Annotated in this window: 19 protein-coding genes, 3 tRNA genes, 3 rRNA genes and 1 pseudogene; 5 read left to right on the top strand and 21 right to left on the bottom strand. The window is 40.4% G+C overall.

Going from position 1 to position 25,600, the window contains the following annotated elements:
- Positions 1–2 precede the first annotated feature (2 nt).
- Together ACKPCE_RS05720 and ACKPCE_RS05715 are read right to left on the bottom strand one after the other, a co-directional pair.
- Positions 3–1,244, bottom strand: coding sequence for a M16 family metallopeptidase (locus ACKPCE_RS05720; RefSeq protein ID WP_319504474.1), 1,242 nt, complete (start codon positions 1,242–1,244; stop codon positions 3–5).
- A 3-nt stretch (positions 1,245–1,247) separates the two neighbouring features.
- Complete coding sequence (locus tag ACKPCE_RS05715; RefSeq protein ID WP_319504473.1) at positions 1,248–2,093, bottom strand: peptidylprolyl isomerase; 846 nt, start codon at positions 2,091–2,093, stop codon at positions 1,248–1,250.
- A 146-nt stretch (positions 2,094–2,239) separates the two neighbouring features.
- Here ACKPCE_RS05715 and ACKPCE_RS05710 point away from each other — a divergent pair, with 146 nt between their 5' ends.
- On the top strand, positions 2,240–3,586 hold the full coding sequence (locus ACKPCE_RS05710; RefSeq protein ID WP_319504472.1) for a sigma-54-dependent transcriptional regulator: 1,347 nt from the start codon (positions 2,240–2,242) through the stop codon (positions 3,584–3,586).
- A gap of 278 nt (positions 3,587–3,864) precedes the next feature.
- Positions 3,865–4,101, top strand: a complete 237-nt coding sequence (locus tag ACKPCE_RS05705; protein ID WP_024997302.1) for a hypothetical protein — start codon at positions 3,865–3,867, stop codon at positions 4,099–4,101.
- An 80-nt stretch (positions 4,102–4,181) separates the two neighbouring features.
- On the opposite strand, the gene ACKPCE_RS05700 is transcribed toward ACKPCE_RS05705, so the two are convergent.
- The 3 genes from ACKPCE_RS05700 to ACKPCE_RS05690 are packed head-to-tail and all read right to left on the bottom strand — an operon-like array spanning position 4,182 to position 6,209.
- Positions 4,182–4,853, bottom strand: a complete 672-nt coding sequence (locus ACKPCE_RS05700) for an RluA family pseudouridine synthase (RefSeq protein WP_024997303.1) — start codon at positions 4,851–4,853, stop codon at positions 4,182–4,184.
- A 3-nt stretch (positions 4,854–4,856) separates the two neighbouring features.
- Positions 4,857–5,603 carry a 3-oxoacyl-[acyl-carrier-protein] reductase gene (gene fabG, locus ACKPCE_RS05695; protein ID WP_024997304.1) on the bottom strand — a complete coding sequence of 249 codons (747 nt, stop codon included), beginning with the start codon at positions 5,601–5,603 and terminating at the stop codon, positions 4,857–4,859.
- A 9-nt stretch (positions 5,604–5,612) separates the two neighbouring features.
- Complete coding sequence (locus tag ACKPCE_RS05690; RefSeq protein ID WP_027318162.1) at positions 5,613–6,209, bottom strand: TetR/AcrR family transcriptional regulator; 597 nt, start codon at positions 6,207–6,209, stop codon at positions 5,613–5,615.
- 265 nt (positions 6,210–6,474) lie between these two features.
- On the opposite strand from ACKPCE_RS05690, the gene ACKPCE_RS05685 reads away from it, so the two are divergent.
- A tRNA-Met gene (locus tag ACKPCE_RS05685) sits at positions 6,475–6,547 on the top strand.
- Between the two features lie 87 nt (positions 6,548–6,634).
- Here the strand turns inward: ACKPCE_RS05685 and ACKPCE_RS05680 are convergent.
- Entirely contained in the window at positions 6,635–7,063 is a 429-nt protein-coding gene (locus tag ACKPCE_RS05680; protein ID WP_319504471.1) for a transposase, read from the bottom strand.
- 185 nt (positions 7,064–7,248) lie between these two features.
- A complete protein-coding gene (locus ACKPCE_RS05675) occupies positions 7,249–7,428 on the bottom strand; it encodes a hypothetical protein (protein WP_319504470.1) in 180 nt (59 codons plus the stop codon).
- Between the two features lie 126 nt (positions 7,429–7,554).
- On the opposite strand from ACKPCE_RS05675, the gene ACKPCE_RS05670 reads away from it, so the two are divergent.
- Together ACKPCE_RS05670 and ACKPCE_RS15715 are read left to right on the top strand one after the other, a co-directional pair.
- A complete protein-coding gene (locus ACKPCE_RS05670) occupies positions 7,555–7,722 on the top strand; it encodes a hypothetical protein (RefSeq protein WP_319504469.1) in 168 nt (55 codons plus the stop codon).
- A 164-nt stretch (positions 7,723–7,886) separates the two neighbouring features.
- Positions 7,887–8,002: pseudogene (locus ACKPCE_RS15715) on the top strand (ISAon1 family transposase); the annotation flags it as partial.
- 210 nt (positions 8,003–8,212) lie between these two features.
- Here ACKPCE_RS15715 and rrf read toward each other — a convergent pair.
- From rrf to ACKPCE_RS05595, 14 genes are all read right to left on the bottom strand, one after another.
- Positions 8,213–8,323: ribosomal RNA gene (rrf, locus tag ACKPCE_RS05660) — 5S ribosomal RNA — on the bottom strand.
- 72 nt (positions 8,324–8,395) lie between these two features.
- Positions 8,396–11,279: ribosomal RNA gene (locus ACKPCE_RS05655) — 23S ribosomal RNA — on the bottom strand.
- Between the two features lie 141 nt (positions 11,280–11,420).
- Positions 11,421–11,494: transfer RNA gene (locus tag ACKPCE_RS05650), tRNA-Ala, on the bottom strand.
- A 15-nt stretch (positions 11,495–11,509) separates the two neighbouring features.
- Positions 11,510–11,583 (bottom strand) — tRNA-Ile (locus tag ACKPCE_RS05645).
- A gap of 159 nt (positions 11,584–11,742) precedes the next feature.
- A 16S ribosomal RNA gene (locus tag ACKPCE_RS05640) occupies positions 11,743–13,267 on the bottom strand.
- Together the 16S, 23S and 5S rRNA genes with 2 tRNA genes alongside form the textbook arrangement of a ribosomal RNA operon.
- A 1,235-nt stretch (positions 13,268–14,502) precedes the next feature.
- A complete protein-coding gene (locus ACKPCE_RS05635) occupies positions 14,503–15,984 on the bottom strand; it encodes an MBOAT family O-acyltransferase (RefSeq protein ID WP_319505924.1) in 1,482 nt (493 codons plus the stop codon).
- Positions 15,959–16,894, bottom strand: coding sequence for an SGNH/GDSL hydrolase family protein (locus ACKPCE_RS05630; RefSeq protein ID WP_319504468.1), 936 nt, complete (start codon positions 16,892–16,894; stop codon positions 15,959–15,961). Before ACKPCE_RS05630 ends, ACKPCE_RS05635 begins: the two co-directional genes overlap by 26 nt.
- A complete protein-coding gene (locus ACKPCE_RS05625; RefSeq protein WP_319504467.1) occupies positions 16,851–18,224 on the bottom strand; it encodes an SGNH/GDSL hydrolase family protein in 1,374 nt (457 codons plus the stop codon). The genes ACKPCE_RS05630 and ACKPCE_RS05625 overlap by 44 nt, the downstream gene beginning before the upstream one ends.
- A gap of 64 nt (positions 18,225–18,288) precedes the next feature.
- On the bottom strand, positions 18,289–18,582 hold the full coding sequence (locus ACKPCE_RS05620) for a PG0541 family transporter-associated protein (RefSeq protein ID WP_024997569.1): 294 nt from the start codon (positions 18,580–18,582) through the stop codon (positions 18,289–18,291).
- Entirely contained in the window at positions 18,579–21,737 is a 3,159-nt protein-coding gene (locus ACKPCE_RS05615; RefSeq protein ID WP_319504466.1) for an efflux RND transporter permease subunit, read from the bottom strand. Before ACKPCE_RS05615 ends, ACKPCE_RS05620 begins: the two co-directional genes overlap by 4 nt.
- Positions 21,738–21,749: 12 nt before the next feature.
- Positions 21,750–22,766 carry an efflux RND transporter periplasmic adaptor subunit gene (locus tag ACKPCE_RS05610; RefSeq protein WP_319504465.1) on the bottom strand — a complete coding sequence of 339 codons (1,017 nt, stop codon included), beginning with the start codon at positions 22,764–22,766 and terminating at the stop codon, positions 21,750–21,752.
- A 34-nt stretch (positions 22,767–22,800) separates the two neighbouring features.
- Positions 22,801–24,153 carry a TolC family protein gene (locus ACKPCE_RS05605; protein ID WP_319504464.1) on the bottom strand — a complete coding sequence of 451 codons (1,353 nt, stop codon included), beginning with the start codon at positions 24,151–24,153 and terminating at the stop codon, positions 22,801–22,803.
- A gap of 19 nt (positions 24,154–24,172) precedes the next feature.
- Positions 24,173–24,811 (bottom strand): TetR/AcrR family transcriptional regulator, encoded by a 639-nt coding sequence (locus ACKPCE_RS05600; protein WP_319505923.1) that lies wholly within the window; start codon positions 24,809–24,811, stop codon positions 24,173–24,175.
- 122 nt (positions 24,812–24,933) lie between these two features.
- On the bottom strand, positions 24,934–25,560 hold the full coding sequence (locus ACKPCE_RS05595; RefSeq protein WP_319504463.1) for a DUF6563 family protein: 627 nt from the start codon (positions 25,558–25,560) through the stop codon (positions 24,934–24,936).
- Positions 25,561–25,600: the final 40 nt, after the last annotated feature.

Genomic DNA, 25,600 nt, shown 5'->3' with positions numbered 1-25,600 from the left:
CATTACGACTCTATTTTTTTATATATAAGTACGGAATAATTAGTTCGTGTAAAAGCCTTACGGGCTACATCCATCAGTTGCTGTGAGGTCACGGCACGGTAATTTTCCACTTCTTTATCCATGTCTTCCGCACGACTCAACATCTCAAACCAAGCTAAATTAGTAGCCACGTTAAGGTAGTTGAGGTTGCCGAATATTTGTGTGGACTCAAATTTGTTTTTCACCTTCTCGAGTTCTTCCTCGTCAATCAGCTCGTTACTTATTATCTGTAGTTCTTCCCAAACAGCTTTCTCGGCATCTTCCAGGCTAACTCCGTCGGCGGGCTTGCCGGTGATATGAAACAAACCAGCGTCAATACTACCGGAGATGTGGGCGTCAATGCTGGAGAAGATCTGCCGGTCGTGCACCAAATGCTGAATGAGTCGGCTTGATCTTCCGTTACTGAGTATGTCCGATAAAATATCGTAAGCATAGTAATCCGGGTGCATACGGTCACACATCCGAAAAGCCATGTACAGAGATTCAATGGGCACGTTACGCTCTACCGTCAGACGCCTTTCTTCTGTCTGCTGAGGTTCAGCAGGAAGGTTGCGCTTTTTCAGCTCTCTTCGGGGAATAGGGCCGAACCATTTCTCCGCTAACCGCACAGCTTCTTCAAAAGTGATGTTGCCGGTCACGGCAAGTATGGCATTGTTGGGCGCATAAAAGCTAAAGAAGAAATCTTCAACTTCTTGGAGCGTTGCTTGCGCAATGTGGTTCAGTTCTTTGCCAATAGTAGGCCATTGGTAAGGATGTTCCTTGTAAACGAGCGGACGAAGCAGGTGGCCTGTATCACCGTAAGGGCGGTTGAGGCATCGCTGCTTGAACTCTTCCATCACTACGCCACGCTGCACCTCCAGACTTTTAGAGCTAAAGTCAAGGCAAAGCATCCTGTCGGACTCAAGCCAAAAGCCTATTTCTACATTTTGTTTAGGTACTGTAAGGTAATAGTTGGTGATGTCATTGTTAGTCCAGGCATTGTTTTCTCCACCGGCCAGTTGCAGAGGCGTATCATAATCGGGAATGTTTTGCGAACCGCCAAACATAAGATGCTCAAAGAGATGAGCAAACCCGGTATGATCCGGATGCTCATCTCTTGCACCTACCTGATAAAGTACGTTTAGTGCCACCATCTGCGTGCTCACGTCTCGATTGTGAACGAGCTTCAGACCGTTAGCCAAAGTATGTTTGTTTATCTGCAACATCAATTAATCAATTACAGATACTTTAATGATCTTCACATCTTCTTGAGGACGGTCGCTGCGATCTGTTTTTACCTGCTGAATTTTATCTACCACGTCCATTCCTTCAACAACTTCTCCAAAGACGGTATATTCATTATCTAGATGGGGGGTTCCGCCTACCGTTGTATATGCCTTCACTTGTTCCGGAGTAAAGTGGAACTGTGGCTGTTTGGCTACTTCAGCTTCTGCCTGAGCGTAGAGTTTTTCTTGCAAGTCATACAAACCTTCCTCGTCGTTTGCCTTACGCATCTTATATATATCTTTCATGTGCTTCTGGGCCAACGCATTAAAGACTGTAGCCAGTTTGTTTTCGTTCAGCTTTTGCTCCATGCTCAACAAAGTGGAGTCGCTGTATACTTGACCGGTAACAATATAAAACTGACAGCCCGATGAAGCTTTTTCCGGGTTTACATTATCTCCCTGACGGGCAGCACTCAATACGCCTTTCTTATGAAAATATTTAGGATACACAAACTCGGCCGGAAGAGTGTAACCAACATCTCCTGAGCCCAGCATCTTTCCTTTGGGAGCGTTTTTAGATTCGGGATCGCCGGCTTGAATCATAAAATCTTTAATAACACGATGGAAAAGGGTTCCTTCATAAGTACCTTCTTCGGCCAGCTTAATGAAGTTGTCGCGATGACGGGGTGTCTCGTTATATAACTTCACCGTAACATCTCCCATGCTTGTCTCTATTTTCAACAGCGTTTCTTTGTTTTGATCCATATTGGTTTGTTTCTTATTGCCCGACTGACACGCCATAAGCCCGCCCGCCAGAATGATTAATAAAAGTATAGTATTCTTTTTCATACTGTTTCAAGATTAAAAATTACTGCAAAAGTACTACTTTAGTACGTTCACTTCCAACAAAACTTCTTAATAATACCTATGTGATATAGAAGTTAGACTAAAACTTTTTAACTTTGTAGTTCGTTTAATGCACTAAAAACAACAAAATGACAAAGTCGGTACTCATAGTTGAAGATGACATCACCTTCGGAATGATGTTGAAAACCTGGTTAACCAAGAAGGGGTTCCTTGTTTTTTCTGCTAGTAGCGTAGCCAATGCACAAAAAGTAATTGCTGCGGAAAAAGTTGATCTGATTTTGTCTGACCTACGGCTGCCCGACCGCGACGGGATTGATCTGCTCAAATGGCTCACAGCTAAAGCAACGCCGGTTCCGCTGATTATAATGACCGGCTACGCTGACATTCAATCGGCCGTGCAAGCCATTAAACTAGGTGCGAAAGATTACGTAGCCAAGCCTGTTAATCCGGATGAGTTATTGAAGAAAATGAAAGAGGCTCTTGAACCGGTTGAAGTGAAAGCAACGCTAAACCAGCCAGCGTCCTCATCAACCGGCACAGTGAAAGCGGAACTTGCAGCGGGTTATCTAAAAGGAGAAAGTGACGCCGCCAAACAATTATATCGTTATGTGGAACTGGTAGCACCTACCAACATGTCTGTTTTGCTGATTGGTGCCAGTGGAACAGGGAAAGAACACATCGCACATCTCATTCATCAGTTAAGTCATCGCAATGATGCGCCTTTTATGGCAATAGATTGTGGCGCCATGCCTAAAGAGCTGGCTGCCTCCGAATTTTTCGGGCACAAAAAAGGAGCCTTTACCGGAGCGTTGACAGATAAAACCGGCGCTTTTGTTTCGGCCAATGGCGGAACTCTTTTTCTTGATGAGATTGGAAACCTGAGTTATGAGGTACAAGTACAGTTGCTGAGGGCTTTGCAGGAAAGAAGAGTGCGGCCTGTTGGATCTAACGAAGAGATACCGGTTGACATTCGTCTCGTAGCAGCCACAAACGAGAACTTGGAAGAGGCCATTGAAAAAGGGAACTTCAGAGAAGATTTGTTTCATCGCATCAATGAATTTATGCTGCCTATTCCGGAATTAAAAGAACGAAAAGAAGACATTTTGCTCTTTGCCAACTTTTTCTTAGATCAGGCAAACAGGGAACTGGGGAAACATGTTACCGGATTTGATATGAAAGCTTCGGCTGCTTTGCAAGGGTATCACTGGCCCGGCAATCTGCGTCAGATGAAAAACATCATTAAAAGAGCTACCTTGCTGGCGGAACAAGAGTATATTTCATTAACTGAACTGGGAACTGAGTTGCTGACTCCTGCTGCTCCTACGCTAGCACTTAAGAATGAAGATACTGAGAAACAACAAATACTCGAAGCTTTAAGACAAACTGCAAATAACAAAAGCAAGGCTGCACAGCTTTTGGGCATTGATAGAAAGACATTATATAATAAGCTCAAACTATACGAAATAGGTCTTTAATAAGATGGATCATTAAACTCAACGCTCAGCAAACAGCCAACAATGTTAGCGATGCGCCTCTATTTGTGGAACTATTCCACAAATACTCCTCAACTTCCACAGGATTCTACAGAGTGCCACACTCTCCTAAATGTCACCACGAAGCCTATTACAGGCTGGTTTTCAAGCATTTAAAGCTGCACGCTTATTTATGGCACAGCATTTGGTTATACTTTTACAGAAGTTATTCGATAAACAGAATGTAAATTAAGTATAAACAATTTTTAAAGCAAATGATTATGAAAAAGTTAGTATTATTGGTGGCCATGTTCCTATGTGGAACTTCCATCTTTGCTCTTGCACAAGATCCGGTAAAGAAGAACCAACCGGTAACAGAGCAAAACGAGAACAAAACTGACAGTACAGTAACTGAAGAGCCTGCTCAGGAAGATACTGTAAAAGAGGAACCTAAGTCAGAAGAGCCTGCTAAAGACGCTCCTGCAACAGGTGAAACTCCTGCTCAGTCTGCCGAATAACAGTAAGCATACTTATATAAAAAAACCGTCCCTACTTTGTCTATTCAGGGGACGGTTTTTTTATGTGTTACTTATTCACTTTATAGAAAGCTGAATCCATTCCAAAGACTACCGGGCGGAACCGGAGCTTCAAGGTCTATCTGCTCTTTTGATACCGGATGAATAAAAGATATTCTACGAGCATGCAAGCAAATACTTCCATCGGGATTAGAACGGGCAAAACCATACTTTAAATCCCCTTTAATAGGACATCCCATTTTTGCCAACTGGCATCGTATTTGATGATGTCTGCCTGTCTTCAGGTCAACCTCTAACAAGTTATAATTCTGTGAACGGGCAATCAAACGATAATGCAAAATGGCTTTCTTCGAGTCAGGCACTTCTTTATCGTATGCGTAACTCTTATTCTGCTTTTCATTACGCACCAAATAATGCACCAACTCACCTTCCAGCTCTCGCGGGCACTCTTTCACAATGGCCCAATAGGTTTTCTTCACCTCACTGTTCTTGAACATTTCATTCAAACGTGAAAGAGCTTTGCTGGTTTTAGCAAAAACAACAAGACCACTCACCGGACGATCCAAGCGATGGGTAACCCCAACAAAAACATTACCGGGCTTCTGATACTTTTCCTTCAGATACTGCTTTACCGTTTCAGAAAGAGGTATATCACCGGTCTTGTCACCCTGCACAATCTCGGAGCTGGTCTTATTAACTACTATAATATGATTATCTTCGTAAACAACAGTCATTTACTACATATTCATTCCACCACAACAGTGAATAACCTGACCGGTTACATAAGAAGAAAGATCAGAAGCTAAGAATGTAGCCACATTTGCTACATCTTCAGGAGTTCCTCCACGACGCAAAGGAATTTGTTTTGCCCATTCAGCCTTCACCTCTTCTGAAAGAACAGCTGTCATCTCAGTAATAATGAAACCTGGAGCAATAGCATTGGCGCGTACACCACGTGAACCTAATTCTTTAGCAACAGATTTTGCCAAACCTATCATACCAGCTTTTGATGCTGAATAATTGCTTTGACCGGCATTTCCCGATACGCCAACCACAGAAGCCATATTAATGATACTACCAGTTTTTTGACGCATCATTATAGGTGTACATGCATGAATAAAGTTAAAAGCAGATTTCAAGTTCACGTTGATAACCATATCCCACTGTTGTTCAGTCATACGCATCATCAAGCCATCACGAGTAATTCCGGCATTATTAACCAAAATATCAATGCTTCCGAAATCTTTGTGTATCTCGGCAACAACTTTTGCAGTATCTTCAAAATTGGCTGCATTAGAAGCATATCCTTTTACTTTAACACCTAAGGCTGCAAGTTCTTTTTCAGTATTTTGAGCGTTTTCGTCAATAACCAAATCGGTGAATGCAACATTAGCACCTTCAGACGCAAACTTTAAAGCGATAGCCTTACCAATACCTCTTGCAGCACCAGTCACAATGGCTGTTTTTCCACTTAATAATCCCATACTAATTTATTATTTATTAATTTCAGTTTTATGTAGTGCTCCAAACACAATGTTGGAAACATATTTTTTTCGCGTAGCCACATCAAGATTGGCACCAATCTGTCCACGGATATATGGTACCTCAATGCCCTTCACACAATAATGAACCAATAAAGCAGTCATTTCAACATTGTCAATAAGAAAGACTCCTTTATCTTTTCCTTCCTGTAACACAGCTCTGAATAGCTGGATTTCTTTTGCATCAAAGCGCTTACGCACTTTCTCCACTTTCCAAATGTCGCGAAAGAAATTTGCCCGAAGCGTACCATTACGGAAAACGACTTCCTTTACAGCATCCAAGCGGGTATAAATCATTTCTATTATCTTTTCGTCGGGCGATATATTCTTTTCGGCAACACGCTTCATCACATCAGAAAGAATATCCAATTCTGATTCTACTACGGCTAAATAGATCTCATCTTTACTTTTAAAATAAGTATAAAGAGTTCTTCTACCTTTCTTAGAGGCCACAGCAATATCATTCATGGTCGTATTCTCCACTCCCATTTTAGCAAACAGTTGACGAGCTACGTCAACCAACTTAGCTTTGGTTTTTGATACTGTCATAGATTGATAAATTGCACATTGCTGAATAATGTGAGCAAAAATACTCCTTTTAGTTAAATCTTACAAGAAATAAAGTATTTATTCGCTTTAAAACACGATTCAAATCAATATACATAGATTTTATATAAAATAAATAATTATCAAACGAATCCATATACGCCTAGGAATCAGACCATTGAGATGATTTATAAAATAAATGCAAAAAATATCCATAGAAAAGTTTGCTATTTAAATAGATTGTAGTACCTTTGCATCATCAAAATATCGCGGAGTGGAGCAGTTGGTAGCTCGTTGGGCTCATAACCCAAAGGTCGTCTGTTCGAGTCAGGCCTCCGCAACTTAAGGCACCCTTTTTCGGGTGCCTTTTTTTATTTATACTATTCTCAAAAGAATCGGCTCAGTCATTATTCTTGGGGATTTAACAATTACGCATAAACATCAGGACTCTTGAATAGTAGAGATCTACTACGTACAAGAAGCTGTCTCAAAGTATCTCCGTTCTCAAAACATTGAGGTATATATTTTCTTCTTTCTGCTCTTGCTCTTTTTACATCTGAATTCTCCTGCTCTATAGCCTGCCAGCGATATTGTACACGTAGTTCCTGCAGTGCTTCTTGCATCTGCATTTGCACATGAAAGCGGTCTATGATCTGTGTGGCGTAAGGAAAACATCTTTTGGCTATCTGTCTCATACTGCCGGCCATATCAAGTGTCACGTTCTTGACCATCCTACGTTTTCCCTCTGGTAACTTCATCAGGTATCTGCATACATCGTCAGCTTGTGAGAGCTGGTTCCAGGAACGATAGCTGCTTAGATGTTCCTTGTAGTAATCGTTAAGTGTCTTCGACTTCATATGACAGAAGTCGGCTACGATCTTTATGCTAACTTCATGATTATCAAGATAACTCTTTTAAAAAGGAACCGAACTCGGCTGTTATCATAGTTCCGTCTGCAACCAACTGCCAGTTCCTGCTGTATGTCTTTCCAGTTTGCTTATCTTCCCATCTGCGCCGTTTAACATTTTAATATACGGTGCGGTCACGAACAGGGAAATCTGTAACAGTTATCTCTGGATAGAAACCTTTTGAAACTAGTGGAAGAAGAGAATATATAATACTCACCCATATCTGAATAGTCGATAAAATCAAAATAGTCAAGCATCCCTTTGGGAAGGAACATGGACAATATAGCTTTATAATCGATTGGTTTCTTTTCCATGAAGCAAAAGTAATATTTTATAGATTAAGTAGAAAAAGACAAAATGTTAAATTCCCAACTTTACGGACTGCCCCCTAAATCCTAAGGGGGTTTGATTGATAATCTTTCTCTTTGCCCTAAAAACTTATGAATTACGATAGTTTCCTTCATTTTATCTTTCTCGATAGCATGTTTGATTACTACGACATGGCTCGTTTTAATGAGCTTTCCGACAAAGTTGAAATCTATTTTGAGGAGAAAAATAATCCTCCTGAAGAATATCAGCAGGATAAGCTTGAGAATGAAGGACTCTAGTTCATTAGCCGATCACTAGTTTGAGACCAAGCAACTTAAATCACAGTATAAGAATCATCTGCTCATGTAGTGCTGAATGAAGGAAGCGTGCAGCTATTTTGTTTAGAGAATACCCAGATATCAAAAAGGATTACCTAAGAATCGTGGCTTTACTCAAGAAACATGTAACTAATGCGGCCAACGAATCTTTTATGCAAAAATCAAGCAGTCTAGGGCACAGCTCAGAGGAGTCAGGGATGTGGCATTCTTCTTATTCAGATTATCTAAAATGTATGCTTAACATGGTAATTCCTCAGGATTTCGGTATCATCCCATTCATCCTACTTGACAAGGCCTCTGCTTTAGCAAACATACGAGAGTAAACACCAACCAAGTCATACTCATCTAATCCGCTAACAAGTCTACATAAAGGATGAGCTATAACACTTCTTATAGCCTTCCTAAACGCAAGAAGTCCCACAGCTTTGTATAGCTGCAGGACTTCTCTAAAAAACGGCGACTACCTACTCTCCCACTGTTACGCAGTACCATCGGCGTGACAAGGCTTAACTTCTCTGTTCGGAATGGGAAGAGGTGGAACCCTTGTGCTATAGTCACCTTAATAAGGTAGACATAATGTACACAAAAAATAAATCAATCAATCAGCTAAACGTATATAAAAACCATACTGACAAGAAGAAAGTGAACGGGCAATTAGTATTGCTCGGCTGTGATATTTCTATCTATACACCTGCAACCTATCAACGTCATCGTCTTTGACGACCCTAAGAAATCTAATCTTGTGGCTGGCTTCGTACTTAGATGCTTTCAGCACTTATCCAATCCCGACTTAGATACCCGGCGATGCACCTGGCGGCACAACCGGTAAACCAGAGGTCAGTCCAACACGGTCCTCTCGTACTAGTGTCAGAGCCACGCAAATTTCATACGCCCACGATAGATAGAGACCGAACTGTCTCACGACGTTCTGAACCCAGCTCGCGTGCCACTTTAATGGGCGAACAGCCCAACCCTTGGGACCTTCTCCAGCCCCAGGATGTGACGAGCCGACATCGAGGTGCCAAACCCCTCCGTCGATATGAGCTCTTGGGAGGGATCAGCCTGTTATCCCCGGAGTACCTTTTATCCTTTGAGCGATGTCCTTTCCATACAGAAACACCGGATCACTATGCTCTAGTTTCCTACCTGATCGACTTGTCGGTCTCCCAGTCAAGCACCCTTATGCCATTACACTCTACGGACGGTTACCAATCGTCCTGAGGGTACCTTTAGAAGCCTCCGTTACACTTTTGGAGGCGACCACCCCAGTCAAACTACCCACCAAACAGTGTCCCCATTACAAACGGGTTAGAATTCAAACAATCAAAGGGTCGTATTTCAACAGCGACTCCACGAATACTAGCGTACCCGCTTCATAGTCTCCGACCTATCCTACACATCAATGGCCCAAATTCAATGTTAAGCTATAGTAAAGGTTCACGGGGTCTTTTCGTCCCATCGCGGGTAATCGGCATCTTCACCGATACTACAATTTCACTGAGCTCACGGTTGAGACAGTGTCCAGATCATTACACCATTCGTGCAGGTCGGAACTTACCCGACAAGGAATTTCGCTACCTTAGGACCGTTATAGTTACGGCCGCCGTTTACTGGGGCTTCAATTCAATGCGTCTCTTGCGATAACATCTCCTCTTAACCTTCCAGCACCGGGCAGGTGTCAGGCTGTATACGGAATCTTTCGATTTTGCACAGCCCTGTGTTTTTGTTAAACAGTTGCCTGGACCTATTCTCTGCGCCCTCTCTTGCGAGGAGGGACCCTTTATCCCGAAGTTACAGGGTCAATTTGCCTAGTTCCTTAACCGTGATTCACTCAAGCGCCTTAGTATATTCAACCCGACTACGTGTGTCCGTTTACGGTACGGGTACCTATAAGATTAAGTTTAGCGGATTTTCTTGGAAGTCTGCTTACATGCACTATTGGATTGTCCGAAGACGCTCCATACTATCAGGTTCGAATCGGAATGTGGATTTGCCTGCATTCCTCAACTTCTACACCCTTTAACGAACTATTCCGTCAGTTCGCGGCACTATCACTACTCCGTCCCCACATCACTCTTAAAGGTAGTAATGGAATATTAACCATTTCAGCCATCGGCATTGCCTTTCGGCGGAGCCTTAGGACCCGACTAACCCTGATCCGATTAGCGTTGATCAGGAAACCTTAGTCTTTCGGCGAGGGGGTTTCTCACCCCCTTTATCGTTACTTATACCTACATTTGCGTTTCCACACGCTCCAGAGAAGCTCACGCTTCGCCTTCAACGCAGAGTGGAATGCTCCCCTACCAACCATTATATGGTTCCATAGCTTCGGTAAACCGCTTATGCCCGATTATTATCCACGCCAAATTCCTCGACTAGTGAGCTGTTACGCACTCTTTAAATGAATGGCTGCTTCCAAGCCAACATCCTAGCTGTCTTAGCAATCTGACTTCGTTAGTTCAACTCAGCGGTTATTTGGGGACCTTAGCTGATGGTCTGGATTCTTCTCCTCTCGGACGCGGACCTTAGCACCCGCGCCCTCACTCCTGTTCTCAAACTAATGCGCATTCGGAGTTTATCAAGACTTGATAGGCGGTGAAGCCCTCGCATCTTATCAGTCGCTCTACCTCACATTAGTAATAAACAAGGCTGCACCTAAATGCATTTCGGGGAGTACGAGCTATCTCCAAGTTTGATTAGCCTTTCACCCCTACCCTCAACTCATCCGGAAGCTTTTCAACGCTTATCGGTTCGGTCCTCCAGTTAGTGTTACCTAACCTTCAACCTGGCCAAGGGTAGATCACTTGGTTTCGCGTCTACTCCTTCCGACTAAATCGCCCTGTTAAGACTCGCTTTCGCTTCGGCTGCAGGTCTCAAGACCCTTAACCTTGCCGGAAAAAGTAACTCGTAGGTTCATTATGCAAAAGGCACGCCGTCACAGCACAAGGCTGCTCCGACCGCTTGTAGGCACATGGTTTCAGGAACTATTTCACTCTTCTATTCGAAGTGCTTTTCACCTTTCCTTCACAGTACTGGTTCACTATCGGTCTCTCAGGAGTATTTAGCCTTACCGGATGGTCCCGGCAGATTCACACAGAATTTCACGTGTTCCGCGCTACTCAGGATACCACTAGGGTCAAACAGTATTCGAATAAGGGGCTATCACCCGCTATGGCATAACTTTCCAGTTACTTCTTCTCTACTGTTGAGATCCCACATCGTGGTCCTACAACCCCATATATGCCGTAACATATATGGTTTGGGCTATTCCGCGTTCGCTCGCCACTACTAGCGGAATCATTATTATTTTCTTTTCCTGCAGGTACTAAGATGTTTCAGTTCCCTGCGTTAGCCTACTGCATAGCAGTATAATATCTCTTCAAGATACTGGGTTGTCCCATTCGGAAATCTTCGGATCAAAGGTCATTTGCACCTACCCGAAGCTTATCGCAGCTTATCACGTCCTTCATCGCCTCTGAGAGCCAAGGCATCCACCATGTGCCCTTGCTTACTTTCTTCTTATCAAACACTTCTTAATCCAATATAAATATCGAATCAAAACGTATGGTTGATATATACTTTTAGCTCTTACTAAAAAATTTACTTTTTGCTTTTGTACATTATGTCAAAGATCGTTGTCGGTTCTAAAGAACCTGAAGTGGAGAATAACGGATTCGAACCGTTGACCCTCTGCGTGCAAGGCAGATGCTCTAGCCAGCTGAGCTAATCCCCCGAATCAAGAGATTCGTAGTCCCAGGCAGAGTTGAACTGCCGACCTCTACATTATCAGTGTAGCGCTCTAACCAACTGAGCTATAGGACTGTGTTCAAACCCTTGCCTTTCGGCTCGGCTTCTTTTTTTTCTCTTGTGTTATCTAACAACTATATATTAAATAAACAAGTACCAGTAGTACAACAGATAAATCTAACCTTAATCAGACTTAAAGTAATAATCATAAAACCTTTTACGAAATCACTCCAGAAAGGAGGTGTTCCAGCCGCACCTTCCGGTACGGCTACCTTGTTACGACTTAGCCCCAGTCACCAGTTTTACCCTAGGACGCTCCTTGCGGTTACGTACTTCAGGTACCCCCGGCTCCCATGGCTTGACGGGCGGTGTGTACAAGGCCCGGGAACGTATTCACCGCGCCGTGGCTGATGCGCGATTACTAGCGAATCCAGCTTCACGAAGTCGGGTTGCAGACTTCGATCCGAACTGAGAGAGGTTTTTGGGATTGGCATCCGGTCGCCCGGTAGCTGCCCTCTGTACCCCCCATTGTAACACGTGTGTAGCCCCGGACGTAAGGGCCGTGCTGATTTGACGTCATCCCCACCTTCCTCACATCTTACGACGGCAGTCTCACTAGAGTCCTCAGCATGACCTGTTAGTAACTAATGATAAGGGTTGCGCTCGTTATGGCACTTAAGCCGACACCTCACGGCACGAGCTGACGACAACCATGCAGCACCTTCACAGAGACCTTGCGGCGATAATCTTTCAACTATATTCCTCTGCAATTCAAGCCCGGGTAAGGTTCCTCGCGTATCATCGAATTAAACCACATGTTCCTCCGCTTGTGCGGGCCCCCGTCAATTCCTTTGAGTTTCACCGTTGCCGGCGTACTCCCCAGGTGGAATACTTAATGCTTTCGCTTGGCCGCTTACTGTATATCGCAAACAGCGAGTATTCATCGTTTACTGTGTGGACTACCAGGGTATCTAATCCTGTTTGATACCCACACTTTCGAGCCTCAGTGTCAGTTGTACCCCAGTGAGCTGCCTTCGCAATTGGAGTTCTTCGTGATATCTAAGCATTTCACCGCTACACCACGAATTCCGCCCACCTCTTGTACACTCAAGACATACAGTATCAACTGCAATTTCACGGTTGAGCCGTAAACTTTCACAGCTGACTTATATGTCAACCTACGCTCCCTTTAAACCCAATAAATCCGGATAACGCTTGGATCCTCCGTATTACCGCGGCTGCTGGCACGGAGTTAGCCGATCCTTATTCATAAGGTACATACAAAAAGGGACACGTCCCTCACTTTATTCCCTTATAAAAGAAGTTTACAACCCATAGGGCAGTCATCCTTCACGCTACTTGGCTGGTTCAGACTCTCGTCCATTGACCAATATTCCTCACTGCTGCCTCCCGTAGGAGTTTGGACCGTGTCTCAGTTCCAATGTGGGGGACCTTCCTCTCAGAACCCCTATCCATCGTAGACTTGGTGGGCCGTTACCCCGCCAACTATCTAATGGAACGCATCCCCATCGCTTACCGAAATTCTTTAATAAAGAGAACATGCGAACTCTTTATACCATCGGGTATTAATCTTTCTTTCGAAAGGCTATCCCCGAGTAAGCGGCAGGTTGGATACGTGTTACTCACCCGTGCGCCGGTCGCCATCTGAAGTATTGCTACTCCAATGCTGCCCCTCGACTTGCATGTGTTAAGCCTGTAGCTAGCGTTCATCCTGAGCCAGGATCAAACTCTTCATTGTAAAAGTATTGTGTACCTATGAAAAATACCCGAAAGTATCAATCATAAGCAGTTTTTAGCTCTGTTCAGGATTTCGTAAATTTATTTAAGTTCACACCCTGCTAAAAGCAGGATATTGACGGTTCTAAATTTTACCCAAAATTACTTCTCTTAAATGATCTGTTTCCGAAGAAACCAAACAAGAAGAAAAGCATTTTGCTATTGTACTACTTGTATTGTTTATGTAATTCTATCAAAGAACGCTTCTTTTATTTTTGCTTTGTTTTCTAAAGCGGGTGCAAAGGTAAGGAGTTTAAAAGTAACAACCAAATGTTTTCGGAAGTTTTTTTTAAAAGTTTTTTTTCGTTAAGCTACCTTCTAAAACTCTTTTAGCAAGAGCGAAGGCCTAAACAAAAAAAGATCCTTTTTTGCGAACCGGACTGCAAAGATAAAGACTTTTTAGCTTCACTTCCAAACTTTCAGAGAAGTTTTTTTTTAAAAGTAAAACCGCATGAGTCAAACCCTACAGGCGCTTTATCAACATTTCAAGAAAACACTTTGTCTCTCTTGCAAAGCGGGTGCAAAAGTAGAAGCTTTTGCCATACAAAACAAGAAGATCATACTCTTTTTTTTAAGAAGAAAGGAGCGAAAAGGCTTAAAGCGCTAGACATCAGGAGGTAACACCATGAAAATAAATACAAAGAAAGGGGGAACCGGAGAAATACGAAGAATGGGGATACCTTATACTATATAGGGGGAAATGTAATCAGAGAAAAAAAAGGGTTATTGCAATAGTAAGAAGGAAGGCAAGGATGGAAGAAAAAGACTCGAAACAAAGTGGGGGTATCAAGAAAACAAAGTAGGAAGGTGGTAGTTGAAAGGCGAAAGGCAGACATTAGCGAAGAAGAAAGAAGAAGGAAGGACAGGATAGACTATTCAATAGCTCAAGCGAAAAGAACCCAAAGAAAAAAGAGCGGCTAACCTTGGTTGGACGACTGGCTAACCATCGTTGGTCGACTGGCTAACCTTGGTTGGACGACTTAACAACCATGGTGAGCCGGCAAATGCAAAAGGAAGATACTCGAAAGAAAAGAGAAGAAAAGAGAGAAGAGAAAGCAGATGAAGCGCAAAAATAGATAGGGAAATACGAAAGATTCTAGATTTTGGAGAACCATTGTTTAATAACAAAGCACATAAACAGCTAGGCGAATCTGTTGATTCGCCTAAAGTAAAAAGATCATCTTTGATGTTTAAGTGTCAGAATTGAAAATAAATAAAGGGCTGAATATCTGCACTCTTAACCTGAATAATAACGAATACGACTAGAATAATAATGAGGGCCTTAGCCCATAAGGGTATTCGTGTAATAAATGAGCAACAAGCTTTTTCCCAATTATCAGGTGCAAAATGCAATAAGAACCCAATCACCATTAACACAAAAACGGGCCAATAGCCAATTATCATTTGAGGTAACACATCTACATGAAAGTTCACAAATATCTGTCGAATCATGTTAAGCGAATTTTCAAAGCTGGTATTTCTAAAAAATATCCAGCAGAAGCACACAAAGTGGAAAGTGAAAAAGGCTCCAACAAAATTTGGAATCTTAATACTAAGTCGAGAAACGACCAATAGCTCCAACCATATTTTGTGAACCGCTAAGGCCAGGCCATGTAGCACTCCCCACAAAACAAAGTTCCAAGAAGCACCATGCCATAAGCCACCAAGAAACATGGTAACAATCAAGTTTACATATTGACGTAATTTGCCCTTGCGGTTACCTCCCAACGATATGTATAAATAATCTTTCAACCAACTTGAAAGCGATATGTGCCAGCGGCGCCAGAACTCTGTAATAGACAATGATTTATAGGGTGAATCAAAATTGAGATTAAAATGAAACCCCAACAAAAGAGCTATACCTATAGCCATGTCGCTATAACCCGAGAAATCACAATAAATTTGAAGTGCATATCCATATACAGCAATTAAATTTTCAACACCGGAATAAAGCGAAGGAGCATCAAACACACGTTCTACAAAATTCACGCTTATATAATCTGAGATGACTGATTTCTTAAATAGTCCGCAAAGAATAAGGAACACGCCTCTGCCAAACATTTCAGAAGTCACCATCAAAGGCTTTCTTATCTGCGGAATAAAATCGCGCGCGCGTACAATAGGGCCAGCTACTAACTGCGGGAAAAAAGACACGTAGAAAGCATAATCCATCAAATGATTTAAAGGTTCTATCTGTTTGCGATAAACATCTATGGTATAGCTTAAGGATTGAAACGTAAAAAAAGAAATCCCAACCGGTAGAAACACGTCAATCGGACTAAAAGATCCTCCCGTAATATCAGCCAAAATGGTTCCAAAGAAGTTACTATATTTAAAATAGCAAAGAAGTCCTAGGTTTATTAACAAGCTAAAAAACACCAAAAGCTTTCTTTGAACAGCAGATGCAGTAATATTCATTCTTCGAGCCAAAAAGAAATCACTAACGGTTACCAACGCCAAAAGCAGAAAATAAACGCCACTACTTTTATAATAGAAGAAATAAGAAAATGCAGTTACGAACAAAATTCTGGCTGTATTCTTCTGTGTTAGTAAAACGTATACAGAGATAAATGCGGTAAATAGCCAGAGAAAAAAACCGCTACTAAAAATCATCGGTGCCTGCGAATCATAGCTAAACACCCCTATTAGTCGACTAATGTCTATTGACAACATAATTATTATAAGCTTTTATAATGGCTTGAGCCAAAAGTTTTCCTTGCAAAGTATATCCTTCAGGCAAATAATGCACATGGTCGGGACGCATAAGTTTTGCCCCAGCCCAGTTTTTACAAGCCCATTGCTCTCCTCCTACCACAGCATATAGATCCCAAAACGCAAGTCCATTACGAGATGCATATTCTCTGATTGTCTTTGCTGCCATAATAGTACGCGGATTAGGAGAATAAGTGCTGCGCCTGCGACTTAACCGACGTCTTTCAAATGACCCCGGAGGAGAAGTAAGCAACATGGGAACACCCGGTAAACTATCCTTCAACAACTCTATTAACTCATGCATCTGATTATAGTGCACATTTGTTTTATAACCTTTTCCATGGCTCTCATTGGTACCAAACGATAAGATTAACAACGACGGCTTAGCTTCAACAATAGCCGATATTCGCGCCGGATGCGTAAAAGTAAGACAGGTAGCTCCGTTGACTCCCATGTCATAATAAAGAAGAGAATGAAATTCTTGAGTAAGTACTAAACCTGCCGATTGAGGATAAATATGGCCACGAACGTGACTATCACCGATATGAAGAATTCGGAATGTATCGACTCCCATGTCCAGCCTCATCTCTTGCAGCTGTTTCATGACAGGCTCCAATACATCTGTAGAATCTACAATTTCATTCGACTTAACGTTCCTAAAAATTTCAGGCAGTAATTGAGTATACGGAATCGTATCAGCCGGCCATTTTACTTTCAGCGCAGGTTTGGGTATTCTACTTATTAAATTCCGTGCCGCTTTCTGCGGCAGTCTATCTTGAGACGACATGCCCGATGCATAGAGCAGCAGACAAAGGAGGCTCTTCAGTCTAAAGTTACTTAGCATAATCTTCCCTCCGTTTATGTTGCTCGTATCCATACATTAAGGATTCATATAGTAAACCTGCCAAATATTTGCCGCCTCGAAAATTGATGTGCGTATAATCATAATTGGCCAAAGAAGGTTTAGCATGTACCATTTTGACCATAGCACCTTCCCCACCCATGGCCTGAAACATATTCCAAAAAGCAACCGAAGACTCTGAGGCTATCACCTTTTGATATTGAATGAGGTTCTTTACACCCGGCATAGTTTTCAACTCCCCTTCCTCTGTCTTATAGCTTCTATCACCCACGCCCAACATTAGAATAGCCGCTTCGGGAAAGCATTTTTTTAAATGAGCAATGCTTTTGTTCATACCTATGCGGTAGTAGTCATAGTTACGTCCTTTTTCGGTAGCAACATTTAGTCCGTATTGCAGAATTATTAAATCATAAGGTCTCTTAGAACTAAAAGCTTTCAATGTTTGCTCCGGTATATATCGCAGCGATACCCCCGAACTGCCTCTCAAAGAAAAATTATCAAGGACAATACCCTTTGCCCCTTCTAACGCCGCTCCATAAAACACGGTAGAATCTGCCTTATAAATGTTCCACCTCACAGAGCCGATGTGTCCCTTTAGAGTAATCTGTCGCAATGATCCATTTGAGGGAGAAGATGGAACATCAACAAGTTTTTCTATTTCCCGATTAAGTCTGACCCCCACTTTGACGGGAGCCTTATTTGCAAACAAAAGGTAAGCACATGTACAAGAATCTAGTAAAGAGGCATATTGAGCCTGCCCCCTGAGTTCTACAAATGCTGCTGAATCGGCAATAAAATAATGGCCGGATATCCCCTGTTTCTTTTTATTAAAATAAGTAGTATCAGTTGCAGCATGACTATTCCAGCCTCCATACGAATGTTTCACCGTAGGCCGATAGCCACTGGTCATAGAGGTTATAGGAATAAAGCCCACTCCGCATCCTCCAAATTTTCGTTGAAGCATTTCTCTTAAATCGGCAGTGAATATATCTCCCTCTATAAAAGAATCTCCAAAAACAGCAATTCTCACTATACGTTTTTCTCCGGCATCAAGCTTCGACAACGCATGATAAAACAGTGCCATTCCCTGTCCTATAGAATCAGTGAAATCTTCAACACAAGTGATGCCGCTCTTACATGTATCTACTAAAATCTTTGATTTGGGAGCAACAAGAGGTAGCGTGTCAGGTACAGACGGATCCGTTTTGCTACTACGTATATCACTCAACATATCAACCTTCCGTAAAGTGTGACCACAGATTATTGTAGAAGGCAAATAATGTAGCAAAAGAAGTGCTGACAGAACAATTACTGTCAGCCAAAACGTATCTTTAATATGATTCATACAGCCATGTTACGATTTTAAGGCTGCAAAGATATATAAAAGGAAGAGAAAGATCGATTTACAATCAAATCGTTTTTTCAATATTCCAAACGAACGCACGCAGACCTAATTTTTCAGTTCTCGTATCCAACTTATGCAACGCATCAAGCAATGGATCAACTTTATTATCATCTACCATTGTTATAATGGCCGAACACATAGAAGGCCATGCATGACTCCCGAAATGCGGTTCGCCGGTTTTGCTCCCACGCCCTTTTACTTGTTCAAAATAGCTAAACCCACGACAATTCAAACGATCTAGGGTTCCTATTATCTGTTCATAATAGGCTTGGTCAAAGGTTATAAATACAGACTTCATTTTTTAACAATTTCACTTTTATGTTCTTGAAAATAATCAGATAGAGCACGCCTGCGCTTCATCACTTTACGTTGCCTCTTAATTCCTGTACCTGCAAACACACAGTAGAGAACTGGGATTAATATCAAAGTAAGAATAGTAGAGATACTTAATCCACCGATAACAGCAATAGCCATTGGTCGCCACATTTCTGAACCTTGCCCCGTTGAGATTGCCATAGGTACCATACCTAACACGGTTGTAGCCGTTGTCATTATAACCGGGCGAAGACGGCTACGGCCTGCCGTAACAACAGAATTTATTACCGCCTGCCCCCTTTCTCGACATAAACTAATATAATCAATCAATACAATACCATTCTTAACAACGATACCAATAAGCATAATGCCTCCCAACATACTCATCACATTCAGCGTGTTTTGGCTGGTAAACAAAGCAATCAATACACCACTAAATGCAAATGGCAATGAAAACATGATGATAAACGGATAGGTAAGCGATTCAAATTGGGCAGCCATCACAATAAAAACAAGAATAACAATAAGCACCCCCAGCACTCCTAAATCTTGGAACGACTCTTGTTGATCTTCAAAAGAACCAGCAACTTGTACTGTTACCCCCGCAGGAATATCCATATTGTCAATAACGTCATTGCCAGCTGCAACAACATCTCCCAAAGCCTCTCCTGAAATCACGGCAGAGACTGTTATTATACGCTCCCTGTCTTTTCGCTCGATTGTTGGCGGCGTAAATCGCTCAACGACTTTACCAAGTTCTTTAACTCGCACTGCCTCACCTTTACTATTATATATGATAATGTTCTCAAGGCTTTCCAAACTAGTCCTAAATTCAGGGGCATAACGCACCTTAATATCATATTCATCACCATCTTCACGATACTGCGATGCAATTGCGCCATTAACTCTATTCCTTAAATAAGTTCCTGCGGTAGATAGATTTAGCCCATGCATGGCTAGCTTTTCTCGGTCAAAATCAACCTGATATTCTGGTTGATAATCACTCCTACTAATATTAACCTCTGAAACACCTTTTATCTGGTAAAGCTGACGTTTCAGATTAGCGGCAACACTATCTGTGACAGACATATCATAACCGTAAATTTCAAAGTCAGCAGTAGATTGGCCGGTTAAGCCTGTATTACTGCCACCTAATATCACTTGAGCTTTACTTAATTCGGGATAAGACTTTAAGTCTTGACGCATGTCATCGCAAACCTGTTCCAACGTCTTCTTTCTATCTCCCGGATCTGATAATCGGATATTAAATGAAATAATATGCGAACCATTATTCTGCATTACTGCCCACGCATTATCTGTATCGGCTTGGCCAACCGTATAATTACACACCAATATTTCATCCTTATATTTTGATTGCCACTGCTTAGTTAATCGATCTGCCAAATTTTGCGCTAACTCTTTTCGAGATCCGATAGGCAACTCTAGTGCAACGGATATGCGTGCATTGTCTTGTGTCGGAAAGAATTCCGTACTTATACCATTTGCGCAAAGAAGGCTCAATAAAAATAAGCCGATACAAGAAATGAGAACCAACATTCTATGGCGCACAGCTTTGTTTAAAACATGCGCATACCAATTGTCAAAACCATTAAGAATGCGTTCAATCGGAGCATAGAATTTCTGAAAAGATTTGGTCTGCTTCTTCTCTAATTTCAGTAACTGCGAACAAAGCATTGGCGTCAATGAAAGCGCTGCAACAGTTGATATAAACATGATTGTACACATCATCCAACCAAGTTGCCTAAACATAACTCCTGTCATACCAGTAATCATTGTAAGCGGAAAAAACACAGCAATCATGGTTAGTGTAGAAGCAATTACTGATATGGCAACTTCATTAGTACCATGAACAGCTGCTTGCTTAGGGGCAGAACCTCTTTCGATGTGGGTAGTGACATTCTCAAGGACAACAATCGCATCATCAACAACCATACCAATTGCAATGGATAAAGAAGATAACGATATAATGTTAATTGTATTATTAGTAATAGCAAGATATATAAATGATGCAATCAGTGAAAGGGGAATCGTAATTGATATAATAAGTGTTGCCCTCCATCTTCCTAAAAAGAGAAATACAACAACTACTACAAATAATAACGCATATGCCACCGTTTCTGTTAAACTGTCTATCGTATTTAATATGTTATCGGACGTATTAACAATGATACCAAGTTTCACGTCACTCGGCAGTGATTTCTGTAGTTTGGGTAAAGCTTTAAGTACTTCTTTTGATATATTGACTGAATTTGCTCCAGATTGCTTTTGTACAATAATCATAGCACCTTTTTGCCCATTATTATACGTCTCTTGAGCTCGCTCTTCAACAGTGTCAACCACTTTTGCTACATCACGAAGAAAAATATTCGCTTCATTACGCGTGCCAACTACAATATTCTCTAACTGTTTGGTATCATTAAACTCTCCTTCAACACGTAAAGCATAGGTTTCATTTCCAATATCAAAATTGCCTCCGGGGATATTTTTGTTTTCTGCCCCTATTATAGAGCTAATAGTTTCAATACTGAGATTATACGCTTCCAGTTTATTGGGGTCACAATAAACCTGTATTTCTCTCTTAGGAGCACCACTAATTGATACAGTTCCAACACCTGGGATTCGGGCTAAAGGATTAACAACATTATCATCTAATATTTTATACAAAGCAGATTGGCTTTCTTCAGCCTGTACTGAAAGCAGTACAATAGGAATCATATCGGTGCTAAATTTAAATATGATTGGTGTCTCAACTTCTTCCGGCAAAGCAGAACTAACCATATCTAGCTTGTCACGCACATCATTAGTTAAGACATCAATATCATAACCATACTCAAATTCTAGTGTGATGACTGAAATGTTCTCTGATGATTTTGACGTTATATGCTTTAAGTTACTAACTGAATTAAGAACATTTTCAAGAGGACGTGTAACATTGTTCTCAATATCAGAAGCACTGGCTCCTTGGTACGTTGTCATTACCATTATAGTATTTGTATCAATATCAGGATACAAATCGACAGGTAATTTAGACAATGAAAACAGACCAAAAATCACTACTGCCAAGAAGCAGAGCGAGGTCATAATTGGCTTTTTTACAGCTCCTTCATATAAACTCATAACTGGGTTTTATTATTTTTCAATAATTACTTCAGTACCATTAACCAAACGTGCATGTCCGGCAACAACCACCTGAGAGTTGTTGTCTACTCCTGAGATCAACTCATACTCACTTCCCATTCTGCTACCCAATTCTACCTTTTGGTAACGAACCTTTCCCTTCTCATAGACAAATACATAACGGTCGCCAGAGCCAGCTTGTTTAACAACTGCTAGATCAGGAACTACCACATGATTTTCCGAACCGAAATTTACTTCAACACGCGCAAACATACCGGGGCGCACTTTCATATCTTTATTATCTAGCACAAGCTCAACAGGAAAAGTGCGTGTTGCTGCGTTAATGGTTGGATAGATTAAACTAATTTTGCCATTAAAGACTTCTCCTTCAAAAACATCAAACTTAACTTTAACTGGAGATCCTTTCTTTATTTTAGAAAAATAGTTTTCTGATATATTAATTAGTAGCTTTACAGGAACAATTTGTTCTACTACTAAAACAGGAGTATTACCATTATACATATCTCCATTATCATAATTACGAGCCGTTATTATTCCGCTTATGGGACTAAGTAAAGATGTATTTTCCAATAAATTCCGATAGGAAGTCTTTTTTACGTCTAAAGACATTTTCGAAGCGTCCCATTCTGACTTCGAGACTCCTCCAACCTTATATAATTCATCAAGGCGTTTAAATTCTATCTCTTGGTTATCCAACTGAAGTTTTAATTGTTTTAAACTTGCTGCATCCATTTGAACAAGTTTTTGACCTTTACTGACCTTGTCTCCTACTTCAACATAGATATGATCAATTCTAACAGGAGAAGCAGGAGCAATATTATTTTTTACTTCTGCCTGTACAGTTGCTGTATATTCCAAAATTTGATCAACTTGTCGGGCTGTAACAGTTGCAAGTTTTACCCTCGGCTTTTCACTAATTACATCTACTCCTTTCTTATCTTTGCTTTCTGTGCACGCACTCATTAGCAAAATAAACATGAAGGATACTAACTGAATATACTTTCTCATATAATACTTTTAATTGAAATTACTCTATCTGTTGTTATTCACCTAGCACTAGCTCTAAATCGGCTTTGGCAACTAAGAAATCATATATAGATTGGTTATATACCAATTGAGCTTGCGTTAAAGCCAATTCAGAATCATTTAATTCTAAAATAGTTCCTTTACCAACATCATATCGCTTTGATGCAATTTGACGACCTTTTTCCGCCTGAGCCACACTTTCTTTGTTACTCATTACTTGCTCGGAACTAGCATTCATATTATCTAAATAACTACTAATTTTCATATTCAGCTGACGTTCCAAATTGAGTCTATTCAGCGCCAGTTGCTGGATTTGAATTTTTGTTTGCTTCAGTTTATTAAAATTGCTAGCTTTATATAACGGTATAGTCAGACTTAATCCAAACGTAGAGTATGGATACCAATCGTAACTAGATATTCTGAAATTATCATTCATCGACATATATAAATAATTGAAAGAAGCCGATAAGGTAGGCATAAAATTAGTTTGTTGTAGTTTAAGAGTATTCTGAAGCAACTTATTACTAAGGTCTAATTGCTTTAGGTCTGAATTATTACTAAGGTTATAGTAGACATTATTCTGTTTAGTTATGAACATCTCCATTTCGTATTCTTTTAGACCTCCATTGATAACTAGTTCATAATTTGCATCAATCCCCATTAAAACTTTGAGTTGCAGTTTTGCTAAATTAACTCCATTATGAGCTGACACAACAGAAGGTTTTAAATTGCGCATCTGGACTTCTGCACGAATTTTATCAAACTCACTAACAGCGCCATGATTAAACTTTGCATTAACAATGTTAAAATTAGCCTCAGCCTGACGGTAGCTTCTAGTCAAAACGTTATAACTGTCCTGAGCTAGAAGCAACTGATAAAATGCTTTTTTAATTTGATTTATAAGATCCAATTTTGAGAATCGAGCTTTCTCAGTAGCAAGATTAATATCTGTTTTCGTAAGATTAATAGTTTTGTATAATGCGGGAGCAAAAATTGGTAAACTAATTATCATACCACCATTATAAGTATTGTCACGTCCAACTTGTATAGTTGTAGTTTCCTCACCGAATTGCATTGCCATTGTTTGTTTTTTGATTGTTCTTGAATAAGTACCACTCAAGTTTATATCAGGAAATAAGGCAGCGCATGCTTCTTTGTTAATTTCTTTCTTCAAAACAACTTCTTTCTCGGACATCTTTACGATAGGATTTTCAGAAAGTGCAATTTTCATAGCAGATTCGAGAGTTAAAACCAATGTATCCTTATCTTGTGAAAGACTCGAATCTTGCGCTTCCACTGAATTAGTAAATAAAGCTAGCAAGAAAATCAATAATAAAATTTTATTCAAAACCATTTTCTTAATCATCATATACTCATAGGATATTGCATTATACAGATTTAGCATTATATTCTATCAAGAAGTTTTCCAGTATTTCAATTCCCTTATCAGTTGATATGCCTCGTACGAATATCAAAACTATTGATTCATAAACCTCTAGAAAAGAATATTTTTTAAAAGTCTCACTGTGAATTAACATATCAATCTGCTCATGCAACAAATCATGAACAATATCAAACTTAATATCTGCTCTAAAAAGTCCCTGCTCAACGCCTTTCCTGAAAAATGAAATAGCATAGTTACTATTTTTCTTTTTATGGTCATCCATCAGCTCACAAACTCTTGGATATTTCTTTATTTCCTCTAAAAAACGTATATTCATTTTATGGTACTCCTCAACACTCTTTTTATAGCATTTTAGAATAACCTCTAGCACATTCACTGAACTAGATATCACTTCATTAACAAATACATTTTTTTCTCTTTGATGCTCCAGCATACATGCTATCAAGAGCTCCTCTTTATCTTCGAACATTTCATATAAAGTTCTTTTTGATATACCCAACCCCATAGCAATGTCATCCATTGTCACTCCTTTTATACCTTTAGTCGCAAAAGCGTTCATCGCTAAAGTGACGGTTTTATGCTTCAACTCTGTTCTGTTGTTTTCTTTTTCATACATAATTATATACTGTTTATTTTTATATAGTTATATCTGATTTCTAAATTAAAAAATCGCATGAGTAACACACTAAAATATGTAGTATAAAGATATTATTTAAAAATAGGAAAGTATTAATTGAAGAATGATTATTGATCAACTCCTGCTAATATTTTAAGATACTTACCTGTCACATTAGCTAATTCTGAATTGGAAGATAAATATTCTGCTAGCAAATCAGGTTGATCAATCAATAATTCGCTCATAATATCACGACTAACAAATTCAACCTTATAAGTTATAGGATCAATAAAATAGTAGACACGTTCAGTTAGTAGCGAGGAAGAAGCAATTGCCCTTCCAACATCTCCCATATTATAATTTGTCGCTGATGTTATACTAACTGCTGCAGGTCCTATCGGCAAAGCCGAGAAATAAATTTTATCTTTCACCCACATAGCAGGGGCATAACAAGTACCAAACCTAAAACGGTTAAAGCGCAATTTTCTGCAATTCAAATATAAATTTCCATCTATCTCAATCGCAAAATACCGTCCTTTGATTCTCTTGCAAGTTGAAGGAGAAGAGGCACTAATTTTATAATCCCCGCCAGGTGTAAGCATAAGCTGATTCTTTATTCTTTTCTCTAAAACAACTTTGGAGAGAGAATCACCACGATGTATGTAGACATCTTTAACACTCAAATAAAACTTATTTTGAGCAAATATAAGCACTGAAAAAAGTGCAAATCCCAATAATATTAAAACCCTTTTCATAGACATAAACAATCAGCATATTAAAAACTTTGGAAAGATA

Source organism: Bacteroides graminisolvens (assembly GCF_963666085.1).
Taxonomy (GTDB): domain Bacteria; phylum Bacteroidota; class Bacteroidia; order Bacteroidales; family Bacteroidaceae; genus Bacteroides; species Bacteroides graminisolvens.
This window is presented reverse-complemented; position numbering and strand designations above follow the sequence as displayed.

Coding starts and splice junctions, on each gene's coding strand:
- ACKPCE_RS05595 (WP_319504463.1), bottom strand. CDS start 25,560: ATGAAAAGGGTTTTAATATTATTGGGATTTGCACTTTTTTCAGTGCTT.
- ACKPCE_RS05710 (WP_319504472.1), top strand. CDS start 2,240: ATGACAAAGTCGGTACTCATAGTTGAAGATGACATCACCTTCGGAATG.
- ACKPCE_RS05615 (WP_319504466.1), bottom strand. CDS start 21,737: ATGAGTTTATATGAAGGAGCTGTAAAAAAGCCAATTATGACCTCGCTC.
- ACKPCE_RS05610 (WP_319504465.1), bottom strand. CDS start 22,766: ATGAGAAAGTATATTCAGTTAGTATCCTTCATGTTTATTTTGCTAATG.
- ACKPCE_RS05720 (WP_319504474.1), bottom strand. CDS start 1,244: ATGTTGCAGATAAACAAACATACTTTGGCTAACGGTCTGAAGCTCGTT.
- ACKPCE_RS05675 (WP_319504470.1), bottom strand. CDS start 7,428: ATGGAAAAGAAACCAATCGATTATAAAGCTATATTGTCCATGTTCCTT.
- ACKPCE_RS05700 (WP_024997303.1), bottom strand. CDS start 4,853: ATGACTGTTGTTTACGAAGATAATCATATTATAGTAGTTAATAAGACC.
- ACKPCE_RS05630 (WP_319504468.1), bottom strand. CDS start 16,894: ATGGATACGAGCAACATAAACGGAGGGAAGATTATGCTAAGTAACTTT.
- ACKPCE_RS05625 (WP_319504467.1), bottom strand. CDS start 18,224: ATGAATCATATTAAAGATACGTTTTGGCTGACAGTAATTGTTCTGTCA.
- ACKPCE_RS05715 (WP_319504473.1), bottom strand. CDS start 2,093: ATGAAAAAGAATACTATACTTTTATTAATCATTCTGGCGGGCGGGCTT.
- ACKPCE_RS05705 (WP_024997302.1), top strand. CDS start 3,865: ATGAAAAAGTTAGTATTATTGGTGGCCATGTTCCTATGTGGAACTTCC.
- fabG (WP_024997304.1), bottom strand. CDS start 5,603: ATGGGATTATTAAGTGGAAAAACAGCCATTGTGACTGGTGCTGCAAGA.
- ACKPCE_RS05620 (WP_024997569.1), bottom strand. CDS start 18,582: ATGAAGTCTGTATTTATAACCTTTGACCAAGCCTATTATGAACAGATA.
- ACKPCE_RS05670 (WP_319504469.1), top strand. CDS start 7,555: ATGAATTACGATAGTTTCCTTCATTTTATCTTTCTCGATAGCATGTTT.
- ACKPCE_RS05690 (WP_027318162.1), bottom strand. CDS start 6,209: ATGACAGTATCAAAAACCAAAGCTAAGTTGGTTGACGTAGCTCGTCAA.
- ACKPCE_RS05680 (WP_319504471.1), bottom strand. CDS start 7,063: ATGAAGTCGAAGACACTTAACGATTACTACAAGGAACATCTAAGCAGC.
- ACKPCE_RS05605 (WP_319504464.1), bottom strand. CDS start 24,153: ATGATGATTAAGAAAATGGTTTTGAATAAAATTTTATTATTGATTTTC.